Consider the following 20931-nt stretch of genomic DNA (forward strand, 5'->3'; position numbering starts at 1 on the left):
ACGACGGCTGGATCGCTACATTCCTTCAACGTCGCGATTTGCGGAAGGGTTTTTGAGCCCCCGATGACCATTGCCGACCGAGTGACGGGATCGACGATCGCGGGGGCCGCAGAGGCCAGACCCGCAGGGACCAGGCCGCGCACCGCCGTGCCGGCCATCACGCTGCCCGCCATCGGCGAGCGCGAGCTCCGGCTCGATCTGTTCCGCGGGCTCGCGCTGTGGCTGATCTTCATCGACCACCTGCCGCCGAGTCTGTTGACCTGGTTCACGATCCGCAACTACGGCTTCAGCGACGCTACGGAGATATTCATCTTCATCTCCGGCTACACCGCCGCCTTCGTCTATGGACGGGCGATGCTGGAGAGCGGCGTCGTCATCGCCACCGCGCGCATCCTGCGCAGGGTCTGGCAGATCTACGTCGCCCACGTCTTCCTGTTCACGATCTTCCTTGCCGAAATCTCCTACGTGGCGACCAGGTTCGAGAACCCGCTCTACACCGAAGAGATGGGCATCATGGACTTCCTCAAGCAGCCGGACGTCACGATCGTGCAGGCGCTGCTCTTGCGCTTCCGTCCCGTCAACATGGACGTGCTGCCGCTCTACATCGTGCTGATGCTGGCGCTACCCCTGATCCTGTGGTCGATGAAATGGCGACCCGACGTCACCCTCGGCCTTTCGGTCGTACTCTACGCGCTCACCTGGGAGTACGATCTTTATCTATCGGCCTATCCGAACGGCTTCTGGGCCTTCAATCCCTTCGCCTGGCAATTGCTGTTCGTGTTCGGTGCATGGTGTGCGCTCGGAGGTGCGCGCCGCATGTCGCGTATTCTGTCGTCACGCGTCACGATGTGGATGGCGATCGCCTATCTCGCCGCGTCGTTCTACGTGACGCTGACCTGGTATGTGCCGCAGCTGTCCCAGTTCATGCCGAAGCTGATCGAGAAATGGATGTATCCGATCGACAAGACCAATCTCGACGTGCTGCGCTTCACGCATTTCCTGGCGCTGGCCGCGCTCACGGTGCGCTTTCTGCCGCGGGACTGGCCGGGCCTGAAGTCGCCCTGGCTGCGGCCGCTGATCCTGTGCGGCCAGCATTCCCTCGAGATATTCTGTCTCGGCGTCTTCCTTGCTTTCGCCGGCCACTTCATCCTGGCCGAAGTCTCCGGCGGCGCAGCCATGCATGCCTTGATTAGTCTCTCCGGAGTCCTGATCATGTGGGGGGTGGCCTGGGTCATTTCGTGGTACAAGCGCGTGGCTGACAAGAGCGGCGCGAAAACCAAAAACGCCGTCGGCAACGCCGATCTGGCGGGAGGGGGCTGATGAAGGCGAAGGTTCTCCTGAGCCTGATCCTGCTATGCGGTGGCCTCGGCGCGCCTGCGGCGCGTGCGGGCGATGCTGCGCCCGCCGCTTCCCCTGCACCCGCTTCCTGCGAAGTGCCGGCCTATCTGCTGACCAGCGAAAGCCCGCTGCCCAAGGTCGCCGATGCCATCAGGGCCGGCAAACCGCTCGAGATCCTGGTGATCGGCAGCCGCTCGACGACCATTCCAGCTTCGGAGAACAGCTCGTATCCGGCGCGCATGGAGGCGATCCTCAAGGAGAAGCTGCCGCCGTCGGAAGTGGTGCGTGTCTCCGTAGAAATACAGAGCAAGAAAACGGCGGAGGAGACTGCCTCCACTTTCGTTAAACTGATGGAAGCAAAAACGCCTACGTTAGTCGTCTGGCAGACCGGGACCGTGGACGCTATCCGAGCCAGCGATCCCGACGAGTTTCGCAGTGCCGTCACCGAAGGGGTTGCCGCGCTGCAAAATGCGGGGGCTGACGTCGTCTTGATGAATCTGCAGTACAGTCCACGCACCGAAACCATGATCTCGGCGCAGCCTTTCCTCGATAATATGCGGGTGGTGGCGCAGGAGCACGGTATCCCGCTGTTCGATCGTTTCGCGATCATGCGGCAATGGAGTGATCAGGGCCAGTTCGACCTGTTCAGCCCGTCCCGTGGACCCGAACTGGCGAAGCAGGTCCATGATTGCCTTGGCCGGGCGTTGGCACAGTTCGTGTTCGACGCAGCCCGTCTCGAGCCGGCCCAGCAGCAAAATTGAGGTCTAGCGTTAATGAGTTCTCTCCGCCCTTTTTGCCTGACGTCATGGCTGGCCGGGTTCGCAGCGGCAGTGCTGCTGGTGCTGACGCCGGCCGCGCAATCGCATGCGCAGACGCAAGCCGCGCCGGCGACGCCCGCTCCCGCGCAGTCGGCTGATCCCGCCCCCACATCGCCCTCCCAGACCACCGTCGCTGCGACTTCGCCCGAGCCACGTGGCATCGCGGCGCGCGCCCTCGACAAGGTGAAGCAGGCCGCCAAATCCGCCGCCGACATCTTCAACCGTGTGCCCTGCCTGCCGCCGAAGGGCGGCCCGAAGGCGATGGGCTCGCTGCCGCACGTTGCCGGCAAGCTCGTCGCCGGCCGGCCCGTCGTCATCGTCGCGTTCGGCTCGTCGTCGACTCAGGGATTCGGCGCGAGCTCGCCGGAGTTCAATTACCCCAATCGTCTCGCGGCGCAGCTCCGCCGGCACTATCCGACCGCCGACATCAGCGTCATCAATGCCGGCGTCGGCGGCGAGGACGCCCCCGAGATGATGAGGCGCCTCCAGACGCAGGTGATCGACGTGCACCCGGATCTCGTGATCTGGCAGGTCGGCACCAACGCCGTGCTGCGCAATCTCGATCCCGGCGACACCGCCAAGCTGGTGGAGGACGGCATCAGCCGCATCCAGGCTGCGGGCGACGCCGACATCGTGCTGGTCGATCCGCAATATTCGCCGGCCGTCAATCAGCGCGCCGAGAGCGCCGGCAAGATGGTGAAGCTGCTCGGCAAGGTCGCCGAGCTCCGTCACGTCGGAATCTTCCCGCGCTTCGAGGTGATGCGCGACTGGCACGAGAAGCAGGCCATTCCGGTCGAGGGCTTCGTGATCGCCGATGGGCTGCACATGAACGATTGGGGCTACGCCTGCTTCGCTCAGCTGTTGGGTGACGACATCATCCGTTCCGTCGGCCAGATCAAGCTCGGGGTGAACGTGCCCGCGGACGTGAGGACGTACCGGCCGATGTAGATTTACTTCACCTCCCCTGGAGGGGGAGGGTCGATCGCGCGCAGCGCGAGCGGGGTGGGGTGATCTCTCCACTCGGGCACCGTACGAGGTGGAGAGACCGTCACCCCACCCCACCCCGCTTCGCATTTCGCTTCGCTCCATACGAAGCGACCCTCCCCCTCCAGGGGAGGGTAAGAGCGCTCACGCCTTCTCCAGCGCCGCCGTCAGATCCTCGATCAGATCGTCCGCATGCTCGAGCCCGGCGGAGAAGCGGATGAACCCCTCGCTGATGCCGAGCGCGGCACGGTCCTCCGGCTTCAGACGCTGATGCGTCGTCGTCGCCGGATGCGTGACGAGGCTCTTGGCGTCGCCGAGATTGTTCGAGATCTTCGCGAGCTTCAGTTCGTTGAGCACGCGGAACGCCGCCGCTTTGCCGCCCTTGACCTCGAAGCCGACCAGCGTCGAGCCGCCGCGCATCTGCTTTTTCACCAGCGCCGCCTGCGGATGATCGGCGCGGCCTGGAAAAACCAGCCGCGAAATCTTCGGATGGCTCGCCAGCGCGTCGGCGATGCGCGCCGCGTTATCGGTCTGCGCCCGCACGCGCACGCCCAGCGTCTCCAGGCCCTTGAGCAGAACCCAGGCGTTGAACGGCGAGATCGAGGGGCCGGTCTGGCGCATGAAATTATGGATGTGCTCGGCGATGAAGGCTTCCGATGACAGGATGATGCCGCCCAGGCACCGGCCCTGGCCGTCGATATGCTTGGTCGCGGAATAGACGACGACGTCGGCCCCCAGCGCGAGCGGGCTCTGCCAGATCGGCGTGGCGAACACGTTGTCGACGACGAGCCGTGCGCCGCCCTTGTGCGCGATCTCGGCGATGGCAGGAATGTCGAGCACATCCAGCGTCGGGTTGGTCGGGCTCTCCAGGAAGAACGTCTTCGTGTTCGGCTTCAGCGCGCGCTGCCACTGGTCGAGATCGAGCCCGTCGACCAGCGTGGTCTCGATGCCGTAGCGCGGCAACAGGTCCTGCACGACGTAGAGGCACGACCCGAACAGCGCGCGCGAGGCCACGACGTGATCGCCGGCCTTCAGCGGCGCCAGGATCGCGGTCGTCACCGCGGCCATGCCGGTCGCCGCCGAGCGGGCGGCCTCGGCACCCTCGAGCTCGATCATGCGGCGCTCGAACATCGCGATGGTGGGGTTGGAGTAGCGCGAATAGATGAAGCCCGGATCCTCGCCCTTGAACCGCGCCTCGCACTCCTCGGCGCTGTTGTAGACGTAGCCCTGGGTCAGGAACAGCGCCTCCGACGTCTCGCCAAATTGCGAGCGCAGGGTCCCGGAATGGACCAGGCGGGTTTCGGGACGGTAGTTGGCAGGCGACTTCGACATAGGACCCTCCGACATGACCATTCGAGCAGAAATGGTCACAAAAAACCGGCCTGGATAACTCCATTGGCCGGGATCACAGAGGTCCCCGGCCTGTTTAGCGACTTATTTAACGTGGCTGCAAGCCGGCCGGCTCAAATCACCACGGGATAAGTGATGCTCATATTCCGCAATGCCCTTTCCGTCAAGGCGTCCATCGGATAGCCGTAAAAGCTTGGTATTTTCCGCATGTGCGGATGCGTTTGACCCCTGACGAGGGCCCCCGGTTGAGTTTCACGGTCGCCGCCGACGCCAATGGTATCCTGCCCGACCGCATGATCGCGGCGATGGCGGAAGCGGGGCTCATCCTGCCCGAATACGACTTCGTCGAGAGCCAGATCCAGCCGGCGAGCCTCGATCTGCGTCTCGGCGACATCGCCTACCGCGTCCGCGCCAGCTTCCTGCCAGGTCCCGGCGCCACCGTCGCCGAGCGCATTGACGAATTGAAGCTGCACGAGTTCAGCCTCGCCGACGGCGCGGTGCTGGAGACCAACTGCGTCTATATCGTGCCGCTGCTCGAAAGCCTGGCGCTGCCGCCGGAGATCGTCGCGGCCGCCAACCCGAAGAGCTCGACCGGCCGGCTCGACGTCTTCACCCGCGTGATCGCCGACGGCACCCGCCGCTTCGACATGATCGGCGCCGGCTATCATGGCCCGCTCTATGCCGAGATCAGCCCGAAGACGTTTCCGGTGCTGGTGCGCGAGGGCTCGCGCCTCAGCCAGGTGCGCTTCCGCACCGGCGACGCCATCCTCAACGCCGACGAGCTCGACGCGCTGCATGCCGCCGAGCGTCTCGTCGACGTCGACGATGCCGACCTCTCCGGCGGCGTCGCCGTCTCGGTCGATCTATCGGGCGAGAAAGCCAACGGCTTCGTCGGCTACCGCGCCAAGCGCCACACCGGCGTCGTCGACGTCGATCGCCGCTCCGGCTACGCGGTCGAAGACTTCTGGGAGCCGATCTCGGCGCGCCCCGACGGCAGCTTGATCCTCGATCCCGGTGAGTTCTACATTCTCGCCTCCAAGGAAGCCGTGCAGGTGCCGCCCGATTACGCCGCGGAGATGGTGCCGTTCGATCCCCTGGTCGGCGAGTTCCGCGTGCATTATGCCGGATTCTTCGATCCCGGCTTCGGCTATGCCGGCGCCGGCGGGCAGGGTGCGCGCGCCGTGCTCGAGGTGCGCTCGCGCGAGGTGCCGTTCATCCTCGAGCACGGCCAGATCGTCGGCCGTCTCGTCTACGAAAAGATGCTCGCCCGCCCCGACGCGATGTACGGCCAGCGCATCGGCTCCAATTATCAGGCCCAGGGCCTCAAACTATCGAAGCATTTCCGGGTGTAGCCCCCCACCCTACTGTCGTGCCCCGGCTTGACCGGGGCATCCAGTACGCCGCAGCCTCTCGATCCGATCACTGCTGTCTCGGAATACTGGATCGCCCGATCAAGTCGGGCGATGACATCCAATGTGTGGCAGGATGCGTAACCAATCCGGGCTGCTTGCGAGGTGATGACATGACCGATCATTCCCAACTCGACGCAAACATCCTCAACGATGTCGCGGACGCGCTGATCTATTCGGATCGCTCCGGTACGATCACGCGCTGGAATCGTGCGTCGACCGCCTTGTTCGGCTTCTCCGCCGCGGAAGCGCTGGGCCAGAACCTCGACTTGATCATTCCCGAGCATCTCCGCGACGCGCACTGGAAGGGTTTCGAGGCCGCGCTCGCCAGTGGTGCGCTGAAGCTTGCGGGCAAGCCGACGCTGACCCGCGCGCTGCACCAGAGCGGCCGCAAGCTCTACATCGAGATGACCTTCGCGCTGGTGCGGGACGCCGGTGGGGTCGTGGTCGGGTCCGTGGCAATGGCGCGCGATGTCACCGAGCGGGTCGAGCGAGAGCGCGCGGCCAAGGCGCCGCCGCAAACTTCGTGATGCGGAATTGACGATCGCTCGCGCAGAGCGCCCTGCATGGACCTCATGTTGCCTGCCGGCGGGTGCAGTGACACACTCGATCAAACCAACGATCGGGAGTGAACATGGCCGCCGCTCTGGACGCCACGCAGGAAGCCCAATGGAAGCGCTGGCGCGCGGTCGCCGACCTCTATCACGCCTGCTTCACCGGCCTCATCCTCACCGTCGTCACGCGGCGCGGCAGCGCTGATGCCGCCGAGTTCGTCTTCCGCGTGTTTCGCCGTCAGCAGCAGGAGCGCTTCCTGCCGGGCCTCAAGAAGCTCGGGATCGATCATCTGCCGCCGGCGGTCGCCGCCGCGCAATATCACTACCTCTCCAACTGGATCGGCGGCGTGCATGTCGAATACATGTATGAGAGCGACACCAAGGCCTGGATCCGCTATCCGCCGCCGCGCTGGATCTGGAAGGGCACCGCGATCTGCGGCGTGCCGGGCGAAGTCAGCCGCGCGATGCTGCGCGGCTGGCACGCCAACAACGGCGTTGCGCTCGGCGACCTCAGGCTGGGCTTCGTCTGCACCAAGCAGAGCATCGACGGCCAGGACGGGCTCGAAGGCTACTACCACCAGTACGACCACCCGCTCGAGCTGGACCAGCGCCTGGTGTTTTCGCGGCATCTGGAGGCGCCGTTGTTCGATGCGAAGACCGCGCCGGCGCTGCCGGTCGAGAGCTGGCCGAAGCCGCGTCTGGAAAAAGCCTATCGCAACTACGCGATGGAATATGTCCGCACCGCTGCGCCCGTGATGGTGCAACTGTTCGGCCCGGAGGATGCCGGCTATCTCCTGCATCTCACTGGCAAGCTGATCGGCATGCAATATTTCGACGAGGTTGCAGCGGCGCTGGCGATGACCCGCGGCGGTGCGAGCGAGTTCGCATCGTTCCTGAGCGCGTTGCTCGCCGCGCAGGATGATGCGTCCGAGATGACGCGATCAGAAGGCACGTTCGAAATCCGCCAGCGGAGCTGGAAGCTGATGGACGACGTCGCCGACCATCACCGCGCTTGCACGAGGGTGCTGGAGGGACTGGTCGAAGGGCTCGCCGCGGGTTGCGGCCGGCATATCGGCGTGCACATGCGTTCCGCAGCCGGTGGCCGTCCACCACTGGTCTGGACGATCGGGTAAGTTCACCTATTGGAATGCGCTGCCGCAGGGCACGCCTGCATCCGACGCAGGAGGAACCGGCGCGCACCATGCTAACAAAAGCCCCCGCCGCGCCCTGCGCGCGAATAGATTGATTGGCACACCTGTTCATTGCCGCGCCGCAAAAGGTGCTCCTGCCCGGGAGAGGACATGTCCGACATCGCCGAGATCCCGGTCGATGAGCAAGAGCGACCGTTGCGGCCGCCCCCGCGCGCCGTCAAGAGCGCGCTGACCGACGGGCCGATTCTGCGCACGCTGCTGTCCCTCGCCTGGCCGAACGTGATCGGCTTGTCGGCCGGCATCTGCGTGGTGATCGCGGAGACCTCGTATGTCGGCCGGCTCGGTGTCGAGGCGCTGGCGGCGATGGCGCTGGTGTTTCCGACCGTGATCCTGACCATGACGATGTCGGGCGGCGCCATGGGTGGTGCGGTGGCCTCGGCCATCGCACGCGCGCTCGGTGCCGGCGATCGCGAGCGTGCCGGCACGCTCGCGGTGCATGCGATGCTGATCGGCATCAGCTTCGGCCTCGTCTTCATGCTGGGCATGCTGATCTTCGGACCCACGGTACTCGAAATGCTCGGCGGCCGCGGCAATGTGCTGGCGCATGCGATCGCCTACACGCAGGTGTTTTTCGGCGGCGCCGTGCTGCCCTGGTTGCTCAACACCATGGCGGGCGTCCTGCGCGGCACCGGCAACATGAAGCTGCCGTCATTCCTCATCCTCAACTCCGCGGCCTGGCAGATCGTGCTCGGCGGCACGCTGGGCCTCGGGCTCGGCCCCGTTCCGCCGCTGGGCATGCGCGGCGTCGCGGCCGGCGCGCTGATCGCCTACTCCATGAACATCTGCATCATGGGCTGGTACCTGTTCTCCGGCCGCGCGCGGATCGCACCGAAGCTGCGCGGCCTGCGCATCCAGTGGGCGATGTTTTTTGACATCCTCAAGGTCGGCGCCATCGCCTGCTTCTCGCCGCTGCAATCGGTACTGACGATCTCGATCTTCACCCACATGCTGGCGAAGTTCGGGACCGCGATCCTCGCCGGCTACGGCATCGGCGCGCGACTCGAGTTTCTGCTGACCTCGATCGCGTTCTCGTTCGGCATCGCCTGTGTGCCGATGGTCGGGATGGCGATCGGCGCCGGCCGCATCGCGCGCGCCCGGCGCATCGCCTGGACCGCCAGTGCCGCCGCTTTCGTGGCGGTCGGCGCGCCGGCGTGTCTCGTTGCGATCTTCCCCGATCTCTGGGTCAACATCTTCACCGACAGCGTGGCCGTGCGCGCGGCGAGCCATCAATATCTCGCGACAGTCGGGCCGTTCTACGCCTTCTTCGGCCTTGCAACGACGATGTATTTCTCCTCGCAAGGCGCGGCCAAGGTGATCGGGCCGGTGCTGGCGCAGACGGCGCGGCTGGTCTACATCGCCGCTGTCGGCTGGTGGCTGTCGACGCACGAGGCCAGTGCGCAAAGCTTCTTCTGGCTGGCCGCGAGCTCGATGGTCGTGCTCGGCGTGCTGTCGTGCTCCAGCGTGGTGCTGACACGCTGGGGGCCGCGCGGGAGCAAGACTGCGATCAGGCCGGCTCTGTCCGGCGCCACCGACTAGCGATGCTTGTGGCGGCGATGTCTGCTGCCGCCGCCGACATTGGCGAGCCGCATCAGTTGCGGGATCATCGCCATCATCTCGCCGCCACCGGCGCCGCCGATCATGCCCATGATGTCGCCGCCACCGAACCCGGCCGGCATGGTGCCTCCGCCCATCGGCGTGTAGCCGCCGTAATTGGGCGCACCGAATCCGCCGCCAAAACTGCCGCCTGTCACTCCGCCGGGCCCGCCGCCGCCGTTCTCCATCATGCGGCTCATCATCGGACCCATGGTCTGCATCAGCATGGCGAAGCGGCGCTTGCCCATCTTCGCTTTCATCATCTCCAGCATCGGCGCCATCTGGGTCATCATGTCCTCGCCGCCGGCACCCCCGCCGCCGAAGCCTGCAAACTGCGCCTTCGCCGGCGTGCTCGCGAAGGAAAACAGCAGCAGCACGGCGGCTGCCTGGCAGATCACCTTGTCCGCACCTTTCATGGCATGCTCCTCGCGTGCGCTGCGCCGCCGGGAAAGCGGAGCCAACCGGACGCACGCGGGCATGATTGCGGACGGCGAGGGCGGAGCTCTGTGAGAAAACTCACAGAGGGCAGTCAGGCCGCGGCGGCCGGAAAAGCCTTTTGCATGGCGATGACGGCGTCCTTGGTCTGTCCCTGAACGTAAGGCGCAAGCTCGTTCGGCAGCATGTCGATGATCCACACCAGGCGGCTTCTCCGCTCGCCGTCGGCGATCACCTGCACCGAGGCGCTGTAATGCTTCAGCCGCTCGTTGTTGATTGCATAGACGAGGCGCTGCCGCGCATCGTCGCAATCGACCAGCACCTCGCGCGCGACCGAGCCGTTGGCGAAGGTGACGATGCGCGCATCGCCGTCGAGCGTGCAGGCGGTGACGAAGCCCGGCACCAGCCGCTGATGCAGCGCGCCGAAGTCGCGCACCGCATCCCAGACGTCGTGCGCGGAGGCGGGAAGGGGGATGTCGTTGTGGATGGAGGCCATGATTCTTTCTCATCAGATGGAGTCATTCCGGGGCGCGCGAAGCGCGAACTACGGCGCGCCGTTGCGCGCCGGAGAATCTCGAGATTCCGGGTTCGGTCCTTCGGATCACGCCGGAATGACGGTGCAACAAACTCAGCTACAAACCGCCTCGACATTGTTGCCGTCGGGGTCGATCAGGAACGCCGCGTAATAGGTCGGGCTGTAATCCCTGCGCGGCCCGGCACCGCCATTGTCGCGGCCGCCGCTCTTCAGCCCTTCGCTGTGGAACGCCTTGACCGCGTCATGATCTTTGGCGCGAAACGCGATATGCGCGCCATCGGCCTTGCGGCCCTTGTTGAGATGCAGCCACAGCGCCGGCTCGCCTTTCGGCCCGAAGCCGGCATAACCGTCGCCGCTGGAGCAGAGGACATAGCCGAGCGGGGCGAGCACCGCGGTGTAGAAGCGCGTGGCGGCGTCGAGGTCGGCAACGCGCAATCCGATGTGGTCATACATGATCGTCTCCATTGCAAGGCGCGCCGAAACTGGCGCGCGCCGGAAACGACCCTAATCAGTTGAGCGCAAGCCGCTCTTGGAGAATCTTGCGCATCCCCTTCGAGGCCTGGCGGAACCTGGTCGGCGATACCCCGGCGGCGCGATGGAAGGTGCGGACGAAATTGGAGAGATCGCCGAAGCCGACATCATAGGCGATGTCGGTGACCGCGATGTCGTCGTCGGCAAGCTTGCGCGCGGCGTGCCGCAGCCGCGAGCGCACCAGATATTGGTGCGGGGTGACGCCGAGCACGCTCGAGAACAGCCGCAGGAAATGGAACGGGCTGAGGCCCGCCTGCCTTGCTGCCTGTTCGAGATCGACTTCGGCATGCGAGTTGTGGTCGATCCACAGCGCGGCCTCGACGGCGCGACGGCGGTCGCGCGCGGTCGGCGTCGCCGGCCTGCGCGTCTTGCCGGAGACGACGTCGACAAAGCGGCCGGCGAGAATCTGGCCGATCTCGTCGAGGCCAAGGTCGCTGTTGCCATCTGCTGCCGTCTGGGCCAGCTCGCCCAGCACCATCAGCTCGGGCAGCGGCGGCGTCGCGCCGACCTGCCAGACTGCGCGCTGTCCACCGAGAGTCTCGACCAGCTCCTCGCTGAGGAAGAAGCCGAGGCAGACGTCGCCGCTGACATGCTCATGCGTGCAGGTGTATTCCTCACCGGGGGCACCAACCAGCATCGAGCCTGCCACCAGCTCGAAGAAGCCCGCACGGCAATGGCAGCCGAAGCTGCCCGAGCGGACATAGGCGATGGAATGGCCGCCGCGGCATTCGGCAAACGGCGTGTCGTCCGGTCCCGCATCGCAGCGAAATTCGGAGACCGTCATCGATGGCGTCGTCAGCAGCGTGGTCGCATCCATGCCGTCTTATCTAGGTGGACGGTCTCGGCGGAGCAACGGGTAGCAGCACCTCGAACAGCGTCTTGCTGGCGATGGGATGGGCGCCTTCGAGCGCCAGCAGCCGCCGCTTGGAGATCACGCCGCCATAGGGCGAGAGCCGGTCGGTGTAATTGCCGGCCTCCAGCACCCGGTGGCAGGGCACGATCAGCATGAAGGGATTTTTCGCGATCGCCTGCGCCACCGAGTGCACGGCGCCGGACGCGCCCAGTGCCTTGGCGATTTCGTGGTGGGTGCGCGTTTCGCCGCGCGGGATCGTACAGGTGTGCTCGTAGACCCGCCGGTTGAAGCCGGGCACCCCGCCGGCGTCCAGGCTGACGTCGGAGAAATCCGGCTCGGCTCCTTGCAGCAGGCCGACGATCCCCTCGATCGCCAGCTCGGCGTTCTCAGACGGAGGTTGCTCGCGCGCCTCGGGATGGACCTGGAAAATCCGGCGGCGGGTATCGATCTCCCGCGCCTCCGGTAATTGCACGGCGACCACGCCGGTGCTGCTCCAGATGATGGCGCAGCGCCCCAGCGCCGTGTCGAATATCGCGTACGCGCGCCCCACCATGCACACGCCCCACTCAGTGCACGTTTCTCCCCAGACAGACGATCATAACACCGCCACAATCCGGCGCACCTGGAAATCTTGTCAGGACGTTAACAACCGTCGGGCCGGGCGCGCCAAACCGCTTGGCGGGAGGCGCCGTCTCGGCTAATCAGGATGGGCGCGAAGCGCGCATGAGCGGGCGTAGTTCAATGGTAGAACGGCAGCTTCCCAATCTTTTATGAAGCCTCCCCACCGTTCAACATGGCGCCCGTAAATCCCTTGTTTTACAGTGGTTTACGCGATTCGACCCGCGTATACTTCGGCATGGTTATCCGCCTCAATCCACGTGAAAGGCGTGCCAAATCGTGCCAATTTTTAGACTCACAGATCTCGCTGTTCAGTCACTGAAGCCGGGTCTCTACATGGACCGGAAGACGCCAGCCTTTGGCCTGCGCGTTGGCAAACGTCGAAAGACCTGGATCGTGCTGAAAGAGCCGAACCGCACCAAGATCCGGCTCGGTCACTACCCTGATCTGAAGCTCGCAGAGGCGCGCCGTCGCGCCTTTGTCGCGCTCGGCACTCCCGTCGGGGAGAAGGAAATCAGCATCGAATTCGCCCAGGCCAAGCTCGTTTTCGTCGAGGAAAACTACAAAGGCAAAGCGGAGCGCACGAAATCTGAGACGCTTCGCCTCCTCAATCGCCTTCAGTTCAACTGCACACTCGCTGACCTCGACGATGCGGCGATCGAGCGTGAACTCGGAAAGCTCGCCGATGTACCCAGTGAGCAGCTGCACGCTTTCCGCGCACTCCGGACGATGCTCCGGTGGTGCACAAAGCCTCCGCACCGCTACATCAAGCGCAGTCCGCTTGAAGGTTATCCGGCGCCAGGGAAAGACAAGAAGCGCAGCCGCGTCCTAAATGACGACGAACTTCGAAAAATCTGGCAGGCATGCGACGGCTTCTTTGGCGACATGATCCGGCTCATCATCCTGTGGGGATGTCGGAATGGCGAAATAGGACGGCTGCAACGCGCCTGGCGAGAAGGGCGCGTGATCACCATTCCCGGTGAGTTCACCAAGAACGGACGCGCCCACGCCATTCCAATCCTTCCGATGGCGCGAGCGATCCTCGATCGGCAAGAAAAGATGGGCGATAACTGGCGCGACAAAAACACCGACTACTTCTTCCCTGGTCACATCAAGGGTACGCACTTCAATGACGGCTCATGGGGGAAGCTGAAAAAGGAACTCGACAAGCAATCGGGTGTGACTGGATGGCAGATACGAGACCTCCGGCGCACCTTCCGCTCGACACTCGCGCGCTTAGGAGTTTCGCGTGAGATCGCTGAGGTCATGCTCAATCACGTGACCGGTGGTGGCAAGACTGATCTCGACGAAATATACGACAGGTATGACTATCTTCCTGAGAAGCGGGCTGCACTGCAGAAGCTCGAAGCTCATCTTAGAAAGGTAGTGGCTCGCTAGCCTGATATTGCTGCAATGCCCCCTACCGCGCGCATCGTCCCTTTTTGCTTCAGCCCCAAAGCGGTAGGAGGCTAGACACGCGACCACCAGTTGTGCTGAATTTGCCTATTAAAATTTCGAAAAAGGGATTTCCAATGAGTGAAACGATCGTTTTGGATACCACCCACCGCCAGGTTGTACGAGGCATTGTCAAAGATAGCTCGGTCCTTTGCTCCGCCACCAGCGCTCCCGATGTCTACGTTCATGTGATCACCAAGGAAGATACGGCAGAACTTCATCAAGGCGATGGTACCGTCATCCCTAAAATGACACGGACCAGATTTTATGTATTCAGATCCAATACAGGCAATGAACCGTTCTCCGCCACAGTAACCGTAACCGACCTCCCTGCCGCGGCTACGGCGCGTAGCGACGTTCTCATGACCGCGTTTAGTCTGGTGAAACATAAGCCCGACGGCATACGACCAGCTAAGGCAAAAAAGTCTGCAGAAAAGACGAAGAGATCGACCAAATCCACCGTGCGGAAGAAGCCGAAAACTGCGAGGCCAGTTGCTGACACCATCTGAATCGAGCGTCGCGTGCGCCGTCCGACGGTAGCGCGTCGACGCTTCGATACGTTGGTCGTTCCATCAATCGAGGTTTTGCCGTGCGGCGGCGAGACCTGCCGAACCGCGTGCCGTTTCGGAGTCAGTAAGCCAGCGATGCAGGGCTGACGCCTTGCAGGCGCCCTGCATCGCTCTCGAGTTGCGGGCGTGATCTATAACCAGCTTCTCCTCGCACTCCCTATGCTGCGACGGATGCCTGCGCTGGTGCTTGCGTCAGCGCAGCGATCAATTGCTTGACGTCGGGAGCCCCCAATCCGGTGATGCGGTCATAGCCGGCAGTTGCTTTAAACTCGCCATTGCTGCCGGCGGTGACGTCTCGGAAGCACCCGGTGCCGTTCAGTGGGTAGATCAACGGGTTCAAATAAGAAAGCGGAGGCAATCCGGCCTTTTGGCGCGCCTCGTTGATGAGGGCGCAAAAACCAGCCCAAACTGGCGCGGCCCAGCTCGTTCCGCCAATTCCAGTGGGCTGTCCGTGCAGGACCAAAAACGCTCCTTCATTTGGATCGGCGGCGGCACTGACGTCAGGTACCGATCTCTTGCTCCCGATCGGTACGCCTTTGCCTGTCTGCCAGGCAGGTCGGCTGAAGAAGATGCTGTCGCCGCCTCCACTGCCGGCCCAGCCGTCCTCGCGTGCGACGGCCCCGTTCCCGGGCGCAAGCATCAAGCTTGTCCCGCCGACCCCGACGACTGCCGTATCGGAAGCTGCATACTCCGCCTGAAGTGGGCCGTTGGGGGTCTGCCCGTCGCTGTTCGGATTGGATCCGGCATCGCCGCTCGACACGAAGACATTTACGCCCATCGCGGCGAGCCTGAGGAATTTCTGATGCTGAGTTGCCACTTCGCCGTTTGGGCCTCCCATGAAAGTTTCCCCAAGTCCCAGGCTAATCGACAATTGTCGCAGGCTAGGATCGTTCGAAGCGTCTGCGATGATTTGATCGAGCGCCCTGTCGAGCGCCACGAACTGAAGTGACCCGGTCGCGTAGATTTTAATCTTCGCTCCAGGAGCGATCCCGCTGGTCCAGGAGACATCCAGCGTCTCCTCTCCCTCGGGGGCGGGCAGATGGCCAGCGCCCACTTTGATCTTGCCGATCCTTGTCAGATCGACGGCAATCCCGTTCGCTTTCCAAAACTCGGTGATATCGTGATCGTTCGGAAAGGTGTCGATCAATATCGCAATCGTCTGGCCTGCGCCGGTGACGCCCAATGCGTTCGCATTGTACGCATGGAGAATCTCGGCGACGAGATATGGTGGAGAATTGGCAATATTTGGCGAGGGCAGCCCGTGTCGATCCAGAGTGACGCGATTGCCGTGTAGGAGCTTGCGCGCCATGTGCTTGTGAGCATGACGGAATGGTTGCAAGCCGATGATGGCATGAACTGGTGCGCCGACAGATACGGGGAGGCTTGGCGCATTCTGCGCGGCAGTATAGGTGATTCCCTGCTTTGTAACCTTCACCATTTGGACGCCGAGGCTTTGTTCGATCTGGCCCACGGTGGCCTTGGCGTATATTCCGGTATCGCCAGGACTCTCGCCGACAACTGTGAAGCCTTGTTCGGTTAGCCAAGATTTGAGCGCGTCGACGTCGGCTCTTTTTGGACTGTACTTCTGGCTCAATTGGTCCGCGGACAATACCTCACCCTCAGCAATACGCTTCTCCAGATCGTCCCTGTCAGGCATTTCGAGCGAAAAGAGTAATTCCATCGTTTCATTGCGGGTGTCGCTCTTTGCCTGAGCCACCATCAGGCCACTTTTGGTCATTCCGGGTTGGGTGGGCAATTCGGTGACGCTGTCTGTAAATACCTTGCGATCGCTCATAAACATTCTCCCTCAAATACTGTGGTGGAATGATCGTCCGCGACTGGGTTCAAGCCCCTGCGCTGCAACTCGTAGTTTCGCATCTTTCTCGTTTTCGCGTGCGCCCTTTGTGGCTTGGTTCACATCCGCAAAAAATCTCGCGAACTCCAGACAGGCTAGGCGCATTCGATCGTGATAGGGACTTACGACAGGTATGATTACCTACCCGAGAAAGCGCACTGCGCTGCAAAAGCTCGAAGCGCATCCGAAAAAGTTGCTCAAGTCTAGTCAATTTAAGATAGCATTACGTGTCGGCTGACTGACAGCCGTCGCGACGGCTCCAACTAATGGAGCTAAGCGATGACTGGTAAGGAAGTGGTCAACTGGCGTGGACTTAAGGCACTTGGAATTCCCTACAGCCGTACACACTGGTTCAGGCTGTGTTCGAGTGGAGAGGCGCCGCAGTTCTTCAAACTCGGCCGACACAGAAACAGCCCGCCGGTCTGGTGGCTGCATGAAATCATCGAGTGGCTTGAGGCTCGCGCGAGAGCCAAACCTGCCGACGCTCCACGAAAGTAGGAGCGGGGCTGGCCCTCCAAAGCCAGCCCTTCCTCCTTAGAAGCTGATCTGCTCCTTATGCCCCGCCATACGCCCCGCCTTTAAGGTAAGGCGGGGTGAGCGGTTGCCATGCACACCCATGTGCAACTATGCGCAAGCAATGCTGCGAAGTGCTCCGTGCGACTTCTGTTGTGCTGACGCACAACAGCGCGCGAAGCGCACTTCATCGTTCCACCTCTTGTGCGAGATTGATTCCATCTCGGACTTCGTCCGAGCCTCATCAATCTCTTCAGTGAGGAGGATACTACTGATCGAGGCCGTCAATCTAAACGCTACAAAGCGTTTTCTGAGGCCCACGCTCGGCTCTGGATTGGGCGAGCGATTAAGATAGCTCTCTGTTGAACTGAACGGTTTTGCGCCTGCGAATTTCTGCCGGTTTGTGAAATGTCTCCCGCAGTTACCTTCGCGATGTACCAGACAGCATTTCCCCGGTCTTTGCTCACTTGGTAGGGCAACCGGCACGGCGCGCGGCTGGAATGCACGCAAAAAGTGTGGTATTGGAGAGGCATTCCCGGGAGATAGGATAGCAGCCTAGCTCCCCGCGCACCGAGTATCGGCCGAAAGTATGTCGCAGTTGTCGAGTGGGGCTCGCATGCGAATTCTTTTGCTAGCGATTGTCCTTGCGCTAACCGCAACTGGGGCAACCGGTACGGTCGCTCAGACGGGGCGACGTTCGGGGCAACCGATCCCCGCCCAGCAGCAAACTGACAAACCGTATGATCATTTCACTCTGGATTGGATCCTTTGCTTTAGCGACATGGGCGCCGATGTCTCTGCCAGGATCAATGGCTGCGATGTGGCGCTCCTGTCGCCACGTCTCTCAGCCGACGATGTCCAGAAATTGACCGCACGTCGAAATTTCTTACGAATAGAGCGCGAGCTGGAGATAGATAGATATCTCGACCAGAAAGCCAGCGTTGGAGGCAAGTCTGGAGCCTCTTCGGGAGGAAAGGCTGCATCCTCACACAGTAGTTTGCTCGCGGAGCCTCCGAAATTGTCGCTTGAAGAGCCGCTGAACCGGCACTTCTTAATACCGTTTACCTTCGCCGATTACTTACTGTTCGTTTTGGTACTTGTAGCTATCGATAAGCTGCCACAACTTTGGCGGCATCTTAAAAGAGTTGCTAAAGGAAATGCCAGTTCAAGCGCATCGGCGGGTTTCGCGCCAGCGTTAGAAACAACCACATCCACGGTTACAGAACCGCGAACTTCGGAGCCGGTCGCGCAAATTGTCCAGAGAGATCCGAGCTTCAATCGTTCGGCGAGCGCTAAACGAATAGCCGAGGAGCACATCGAGCGCATCCAACAAGCCAAAACGATTCACGTAGCATCACCATCGGGGGGAGGAGGTTCCATGCAACTCAAACTCCGCCGATCGCAACGGACAGGCGGCGTGGTCAGCAGCAAAGTGTTTTTTGCGCTTGATGCTCGCGCCGATCTCTCGCCTGAGGAGAAGGGACTGGTCAGCAAATACGGCTTGGGAAAGCTCGTAGTGTACGACAGCGACGCGCGCAAGAAGCATCAGGAAAGCGCCTATGATCATTTCGACGAGGCCTCTGCGAGCAGCGTTGGGCGAAGCTGGTGGAAAAACGCTCGCGGAATAGCGAGCGCCGCCATGATGGCTCTATCGCTTCGCATCACCGTCGACGGTCTGATGAGCGGACAGCATATTGAATGTAAAGACTTGGACGAACTGCTCGGCGCTGAGGCGGCTATTCTCAATGCTTGCAAAAGTTTGAGAGCCTACCTAGACACCGCGCAGACGTTCGACGGCCGGGAGGAGGTTCTTGAGTTCTAAGCTTCCAGCCTACACGCGACCATCCGTGTTCAGTCCGTTCCTCCGTCGCTTCACGGACGAGCGCGCGCGTGACCTGTCGGAGACGATCGAGCTGTACAACCAAGTGCACGCGGCGCACTTCGGATCAATCTGGGCCGAGGAGGGCTCAATCGCCCGCGTCAATACATACGTTGCACAGCAGGTCGCAGACCTCATTGATCTGCCCTCGTCAACTAAGCTGATGGAGGCATTGGATCGATGCCAAGAAGGGATTCTTGCCTTAGAAACCGCCATATTTTCCTTCCCGGAAATGGATCTGAACGCCGCGACGCTCTCTGTGAAGGAGCACGTAGATTTGCGCCGCTTCCTGCGTGCCAAGCAACATTTTCTCGCCAATGACGAGCGCGTGTGCGATCTGCTCACTACGACCCTGCGCGATGTCTATTGGGGCTTCATTTCGAACTTGCCCGAGTTGTCCGAGAACACGGACGCTGCACCACTCACCGTTCCGCTCGTCTGCCTGTTGCGCAAGCCTGGCGATGTCGTGGACCGTATTGTCGGTACCATCTGCCGAAAGGAAAACGTCGAGGCCGGTCTCTTTACGAAGCTATACGACCGCTTGTATGCGAATTTGTGCGAAGCCTCTGGTAATTCTCCGAACGATGACAAGCCACGAAGACCAATGGTCTACGCGAGCGATTCCAATCTTCCTCCCATAGAGCTAGTCGAGACGTATCTCAAAGGCACTCCCTTCGTCGATCTCTTTCTCTTCCCCGCGCCATTCTCGCTTCCTGAAAAGTCACGCTTCGAACACGCGTGGATCGTGGCTCCGCCAGGCACCGGAAAATCGACACTCCTCCAGTATTTGATCTCGCGAGACCTCGACCGGGTAGCCAGGGATCGAGCGTCTATCGTTGTCATGGAGAGCAACCGCGATCTCATTAAAGCGATCGAGGGCTTGAAGGTATTCGCGCCGGGAGAGCGCCTAGACGGCAAGCTCGTTGTCATTGACGCCGAAGATATCGAGTGGCCGGTCGCGCTCAATCTCTTCGATGTCGGCTTGGATGACGCGCGTTCCTACTCCCCCGCCGAGCACGAAGGATTCCGCAACGCAGTGCTCTCGCTATACGATTATATATTCAGCGCACTATTGTCGGCGGAGATGACGAGCCGTCAGAACACGTTGTTTCATTTCACAATTGAATTGTTGCTTACCCTTCCCTCCGCAACGCTCGACACGCTGATTGGTCTCATGCAACCAGGCGGGCTCGCTCAATTCCAGCAGCATGTCGCGAGCTTGGATGCCGATTCTAGGCGCTTCTTCGAGTTGAAGTTCAACAGCAAGGAGTTCGACCGCACGAAGGAGCAGGTAGTTGACAGGCTATTCGCCGTCAAGCGCATCCGGACCCTTTCGAGAATGTTCGCGGCACCGAGATCGAAGTTCGACTTCTTCACTGAAATGAGTGCTGGGAAAGTCATTCTCATTAATGTTCCGCAAAGCCTGCTTCAAGAAGACGGCGTGGAGATCGTGGGCCGCTTTTTCATCTCCATGATCTTGCTCGCGGCGCATAAGCGTCAGCTTCTTCCAAAGGAGCAGCGCCTTCCCTGTTTCGTCTACGTTGACGAATGCCAGGACTTTATGAAGCGTGATCCAAAGATCCCGGTCATCCTTGATCAGGCGCGTAAGCTCAAAGTGGGCTTGATCCTCGCGCATCAGCGACTGCAACAAATGCAGCCGCAGGTGCTTGACGCACTCTATGGTGCGACCGCAATAAAGTTTGCTTCGAAGATCAGCGACGCAGCTGCTCATGCGCTTGCGCGCGATATGCGAACGACTCCCGAATTCATTCTCAATCAGCCGCAGTACCACTTCGCCGCGTATGTCCGCGGCGTGACGAATGCTGCGCTGTCGATTGGCGTCCCAGCCACAGACCTCTATCGGGAGCCGCGCATGACAGTTGAGGAGCACAAAGCTCTTCGCAAACGCATTCGAGAGCGCTATGCCGTTAGCCCAAACCACGGGGCGGCTGCTCGGACGGATACCCGAGAGCTGGGGACTGCCTCAGAAAATCCGGTTGATGTTGGGCCTGCGCTGCCGCCAGACCTGGGCGGTGATGATTGGCGCTCATAGGGCGCAAAAGGAAGCCCGCCGAAGCGGGCTTGTTTTTAGTTCGGGGCGTCGCTTGCTCTTGAAGGACATGTGCTTGCCCGGTGTCCAGGCTCATTGCAGATCGAGCATTTTGCAACGCGTCGCTCGCGAACGGCTCCGCCAAGAAGTTCGCCGAGTTCAACATCCAGTTCCTCGCGCTTAGCGATGAGTGCTTTAACTCGCGCGATCTTTCCGTCTAGCTCCATGTGCACCACCTCCTCTCGAAAACGTAGATAGCGCCTGCGGCGTCGCTCGTCTGCACCGTTCACCAATGCGCGTTTCAATGCGTGTTCCGTTATGTGCCGGCGCGGGAATGTATGTGCCACAGTGGCGATGTTTCACTTTTTCGTTGAACGCACG

18 protein-coding genes and 1 riboswitch are annotated in these 20931 nt (G+C 61.8%); of the genes, 11 read left to right on the top strand and 7 right to left on the bottom strand.

Going from position 1 to position 20931, the window contains the following annotated elements; genetic code table 11:
- The first annotated feature begins 63 nt into the window (after window positions 1-63).
- From XH87_RS07765 to XH87_RS07775, 3 genes are read left to right on the top strand one after another with little or no spacing between them, the layout of a single operon-like run.
- Window positions 64-1320, top strand: coding sequence for an OpgC domain-containing protein (locus XH87_RS07765; RefSeq protein WP_271586786.1), 1257 nt, complete (start codon window positions 64-66; stop codon window positions 1318-1320).
- Complete coding sequence (locus XH87_RS07770; RefSeq protein WP_158668509.1) at window positions 1320-2099, top strand: SGNH/GDSL hydrolase family protein; 780 nt, start codon at window positions 1320-1322, stop codon at window positions 2097-2099. The genes XH87_RS07765 and XH87_RS07770 overlap by 1 nt, the downstream gene beginning before the upstream one ends.
- Window positions 2100-2111: 12 nt before the next feature.
- Window positions 2112-3104, top strand: coding sequence for an SGNH/GDSL hydrolase family protein (locus XH87_RS07775; RefSeq protein WP_271586787.1), 993 nt, complete (start codon window positions 2112-2114; stop codon window positions 3102-3104).
- Window positions 3105-3284: 180 nt separating this feature from the next.
- On the opposite strand, the gene XH87_RS07780 is transcribed toward XH87_RS07775, so the two are convergent.
- The gene (locus XH87_RS07780; RefSeq protein ID WP_035703355.1) at window positions 3285-4472 is read right to left on the bottom strand and encodes an O-succinylhomoserine sulfhydrylase; all 1188 of its coding nucleotides are present in this window, start codon (window positions 4470-4472) and stop codon (window positions 3285-3287) included.
- Between the two features lie 73 nt (window positions 4473-4545).
- Window positions 4546-4625, bottom strand: a riboswitch (SAM riboswitch).
- Window positions 4626-4705: 80 nt separating this feature from the next.
- On the opposite strand from XH87_RS07780, the gene XH87_RS07785 reads away from it, so the two are divergent.
- From XH87_RS07785 to XH87_RS07800, 4 genes are all read left to right on the top strand, one after another.
- Window positions 4706-5842, top strand: a complete 1137-nt coding sequence (locus XH87_RS07785; RefSeq protein ID WP_442868242.1) for a 2'-deoxycytidine 5'-triphosphate deaminase — start codon at window positions 4706-4708, stop codon at window positions 5840-5842.
- 170 nt (window positions 5843-6012) lie between these two features.
- Entirely contained in the window at window positions 6013-6429 is a 417-nt protein-coding gene (locus XH87_RS07790) for a PAS domain S-box protein (RefSeq protein ID WP_271586789.1), read from the top strand.
- 104 nt (window positions 6430-6533) lie between these two features.
- Window positions 6534-7586, top strand: a complete 1053-nt coding sequence (locus XH87_RS07795) for a hypothetical protein (RefSeq protein WP_271586790.1) — start codon at window positions 6534-6536, stop codon at window positions 7584-7586.
- Window positions 7587-7754: 168 nt separating this feature from the next.
- Window positions 7755-9200, top strand: a complete 1446-nt coding sequence (locus tag XH87_RS07800; protein WP_271586791.1) for an MATE family efflux transporter — start codon at window positions 7755-7757, stop codon at window positions 9198-9200.
- On the opposite strand, the gene XH87_RS07805 is transcribed toward XH87_RS07800, so the two are convergent.
- From XH87_RS07805 to XH87_RS07825, 5 genes are all read right to left on the bottom strand, one after another.
- Window positions 9197-9673, bottom strand: coding sequence for a hypothetical protein (locus XH87_RS07805; protein ID WP_271586792.1), 477 nt, complete (start codon window positions 9671-9673; stop codon window positions 9197-9199). The genes XH87_RS07800 and XH87_RS07805 overlap by 4 nt on opposite strands.
- Window positions 9674-9786: 113 nt before the next feature.
- Complete coding sequence (locus XH87_RS07810) at window positions 9787-10188, bottom strand: SRPBCC family protein (protein WP_271586793.1); 402 nt, start codon at window positions 10186-10188, stop codon at window positions 9787-9789.
- A gap of 132 nt (window positions 10189-10320) precedes the next feature.
- Window positions 10321-10680: a VOC family protein gene (locus XH87_RS07815; protein ID WP_063203758.1), complete on the bottom strand. Its 360-nt coding sequence runs from the start codon at window positions 10678-10680 to the stop codon at window positions 10321-10323.
- A gap of 55 nt (window positions 10681-10735) precedes the next feature.
- Window positions 10736-11575, bottom strand: coding sequence for a helix-turn-helix transcriptional regulator (locus XH87_RS07820; protein WP_271586794.1), 840 nt, complete (start codon window positions 11573-11575; stop codon window positions 10736-10738).
- A gap of 10 nt (window positions 11576-11585) precedes the next feature.
- Window positions 11586-12164 carry a methylated-DNA--[protein]-cysteine S-methyltransferase gene (locus tag XH87_RS07825; RefSeq protein ID WP_271586795.1) on the bottom strand — a complete coding sequence of 193 codons (579 nt, stop codon included), beginning with the start codon at window positions 12162-12164 and terminating at the stop codon, window positions 11586-11588.
- Between the two features lie 344 nt (window positions 12165-12508).
- Here XH87_RS07825 and XH87_RS07830 point away from each other — a divergent pair, with 344 nt between their 5' ends.
- Together XH87_RS07830 and XH87_RS07835 are read left to right on the top strand one after the other, a co-directional pair.
- Window positions 12509-13627 (top strand): site-specific integrase, encoded by a 1119-nt coding sequence (locus tag XH87_RS07830; protein ID WP_271586796.1) that lies wholly within the window; start codon window positions 12509-12511, stop codon window positions 13625-13627.
- 134 nt (window positions 13628-13761) lie between these two features.
- Window positions 13762-14193: a hypothetical protein gene (locus XH87_RS07835; protein WP_271586797.1), complete on the top strand. Its 432-nt coding sequence runs from the start codon at window positions 13762-13764 to the stop codon at window positions 14191-14193.
- Window positions 14194-14410: 217 nt separating this feature from the next.
- Here the strand turns inward: XH87_RS07835 and XH87_RS07840 are convergent, their stop codons facing one another.
- Window positions 14411-16048, bottom strand: a complete 1638-nt coding sequence (locus tag XH87_RS07840; protein WP_271586798.1) for a S53 family peptidase — start codon at window positions 16046-16048, stop codon at window positions 14411-14413.
- A 1189-nt stretch (window positions 16049-17237) separates the two neighbouring features.
- Between XH87_RS07840 and XH87_RS07845 the strand changes: the two genes are divergently transcribed.
- Both XH87_RS07845 and XH87_RS07850 read left to right on the top strand, forming a co-directional pair.
- A complete protein-coding gene (locus XH87_RS07845; RefSeq protein WP_271586799.1) occupies window positions 17238-18443 on the top strand; it encodes a hypothetical protein in 1206 nt (401 codons plus the stop codon).
- Between the two features lie 25 nt (window positions 18444-18468).
- Window positions 18469-20553: an ATP-binding protein gene (locus XH87_RS07850; RefSeq protein WP_271586800.1), complete on the top strand. Its 2085-nt coding sequence runs from the start codon at window positions 18469-18471 to the stop codon at window positions 20551-20553.
- The last annotated feature ends 378 nt before the right edge of the window (window positions 20554-20931 follow it).

The organism is Bradyrhizobium sp. CCBAU 53415, from assembly GCF_028128735.1.
In the GTDB taxonomy this organism is placed as follows: domain Bacteria; phylum Pseudomonadota; class Alphaproteobacteria; order Rhizobiales; family Xanthobacteraceae; genus Bradyrhizobium.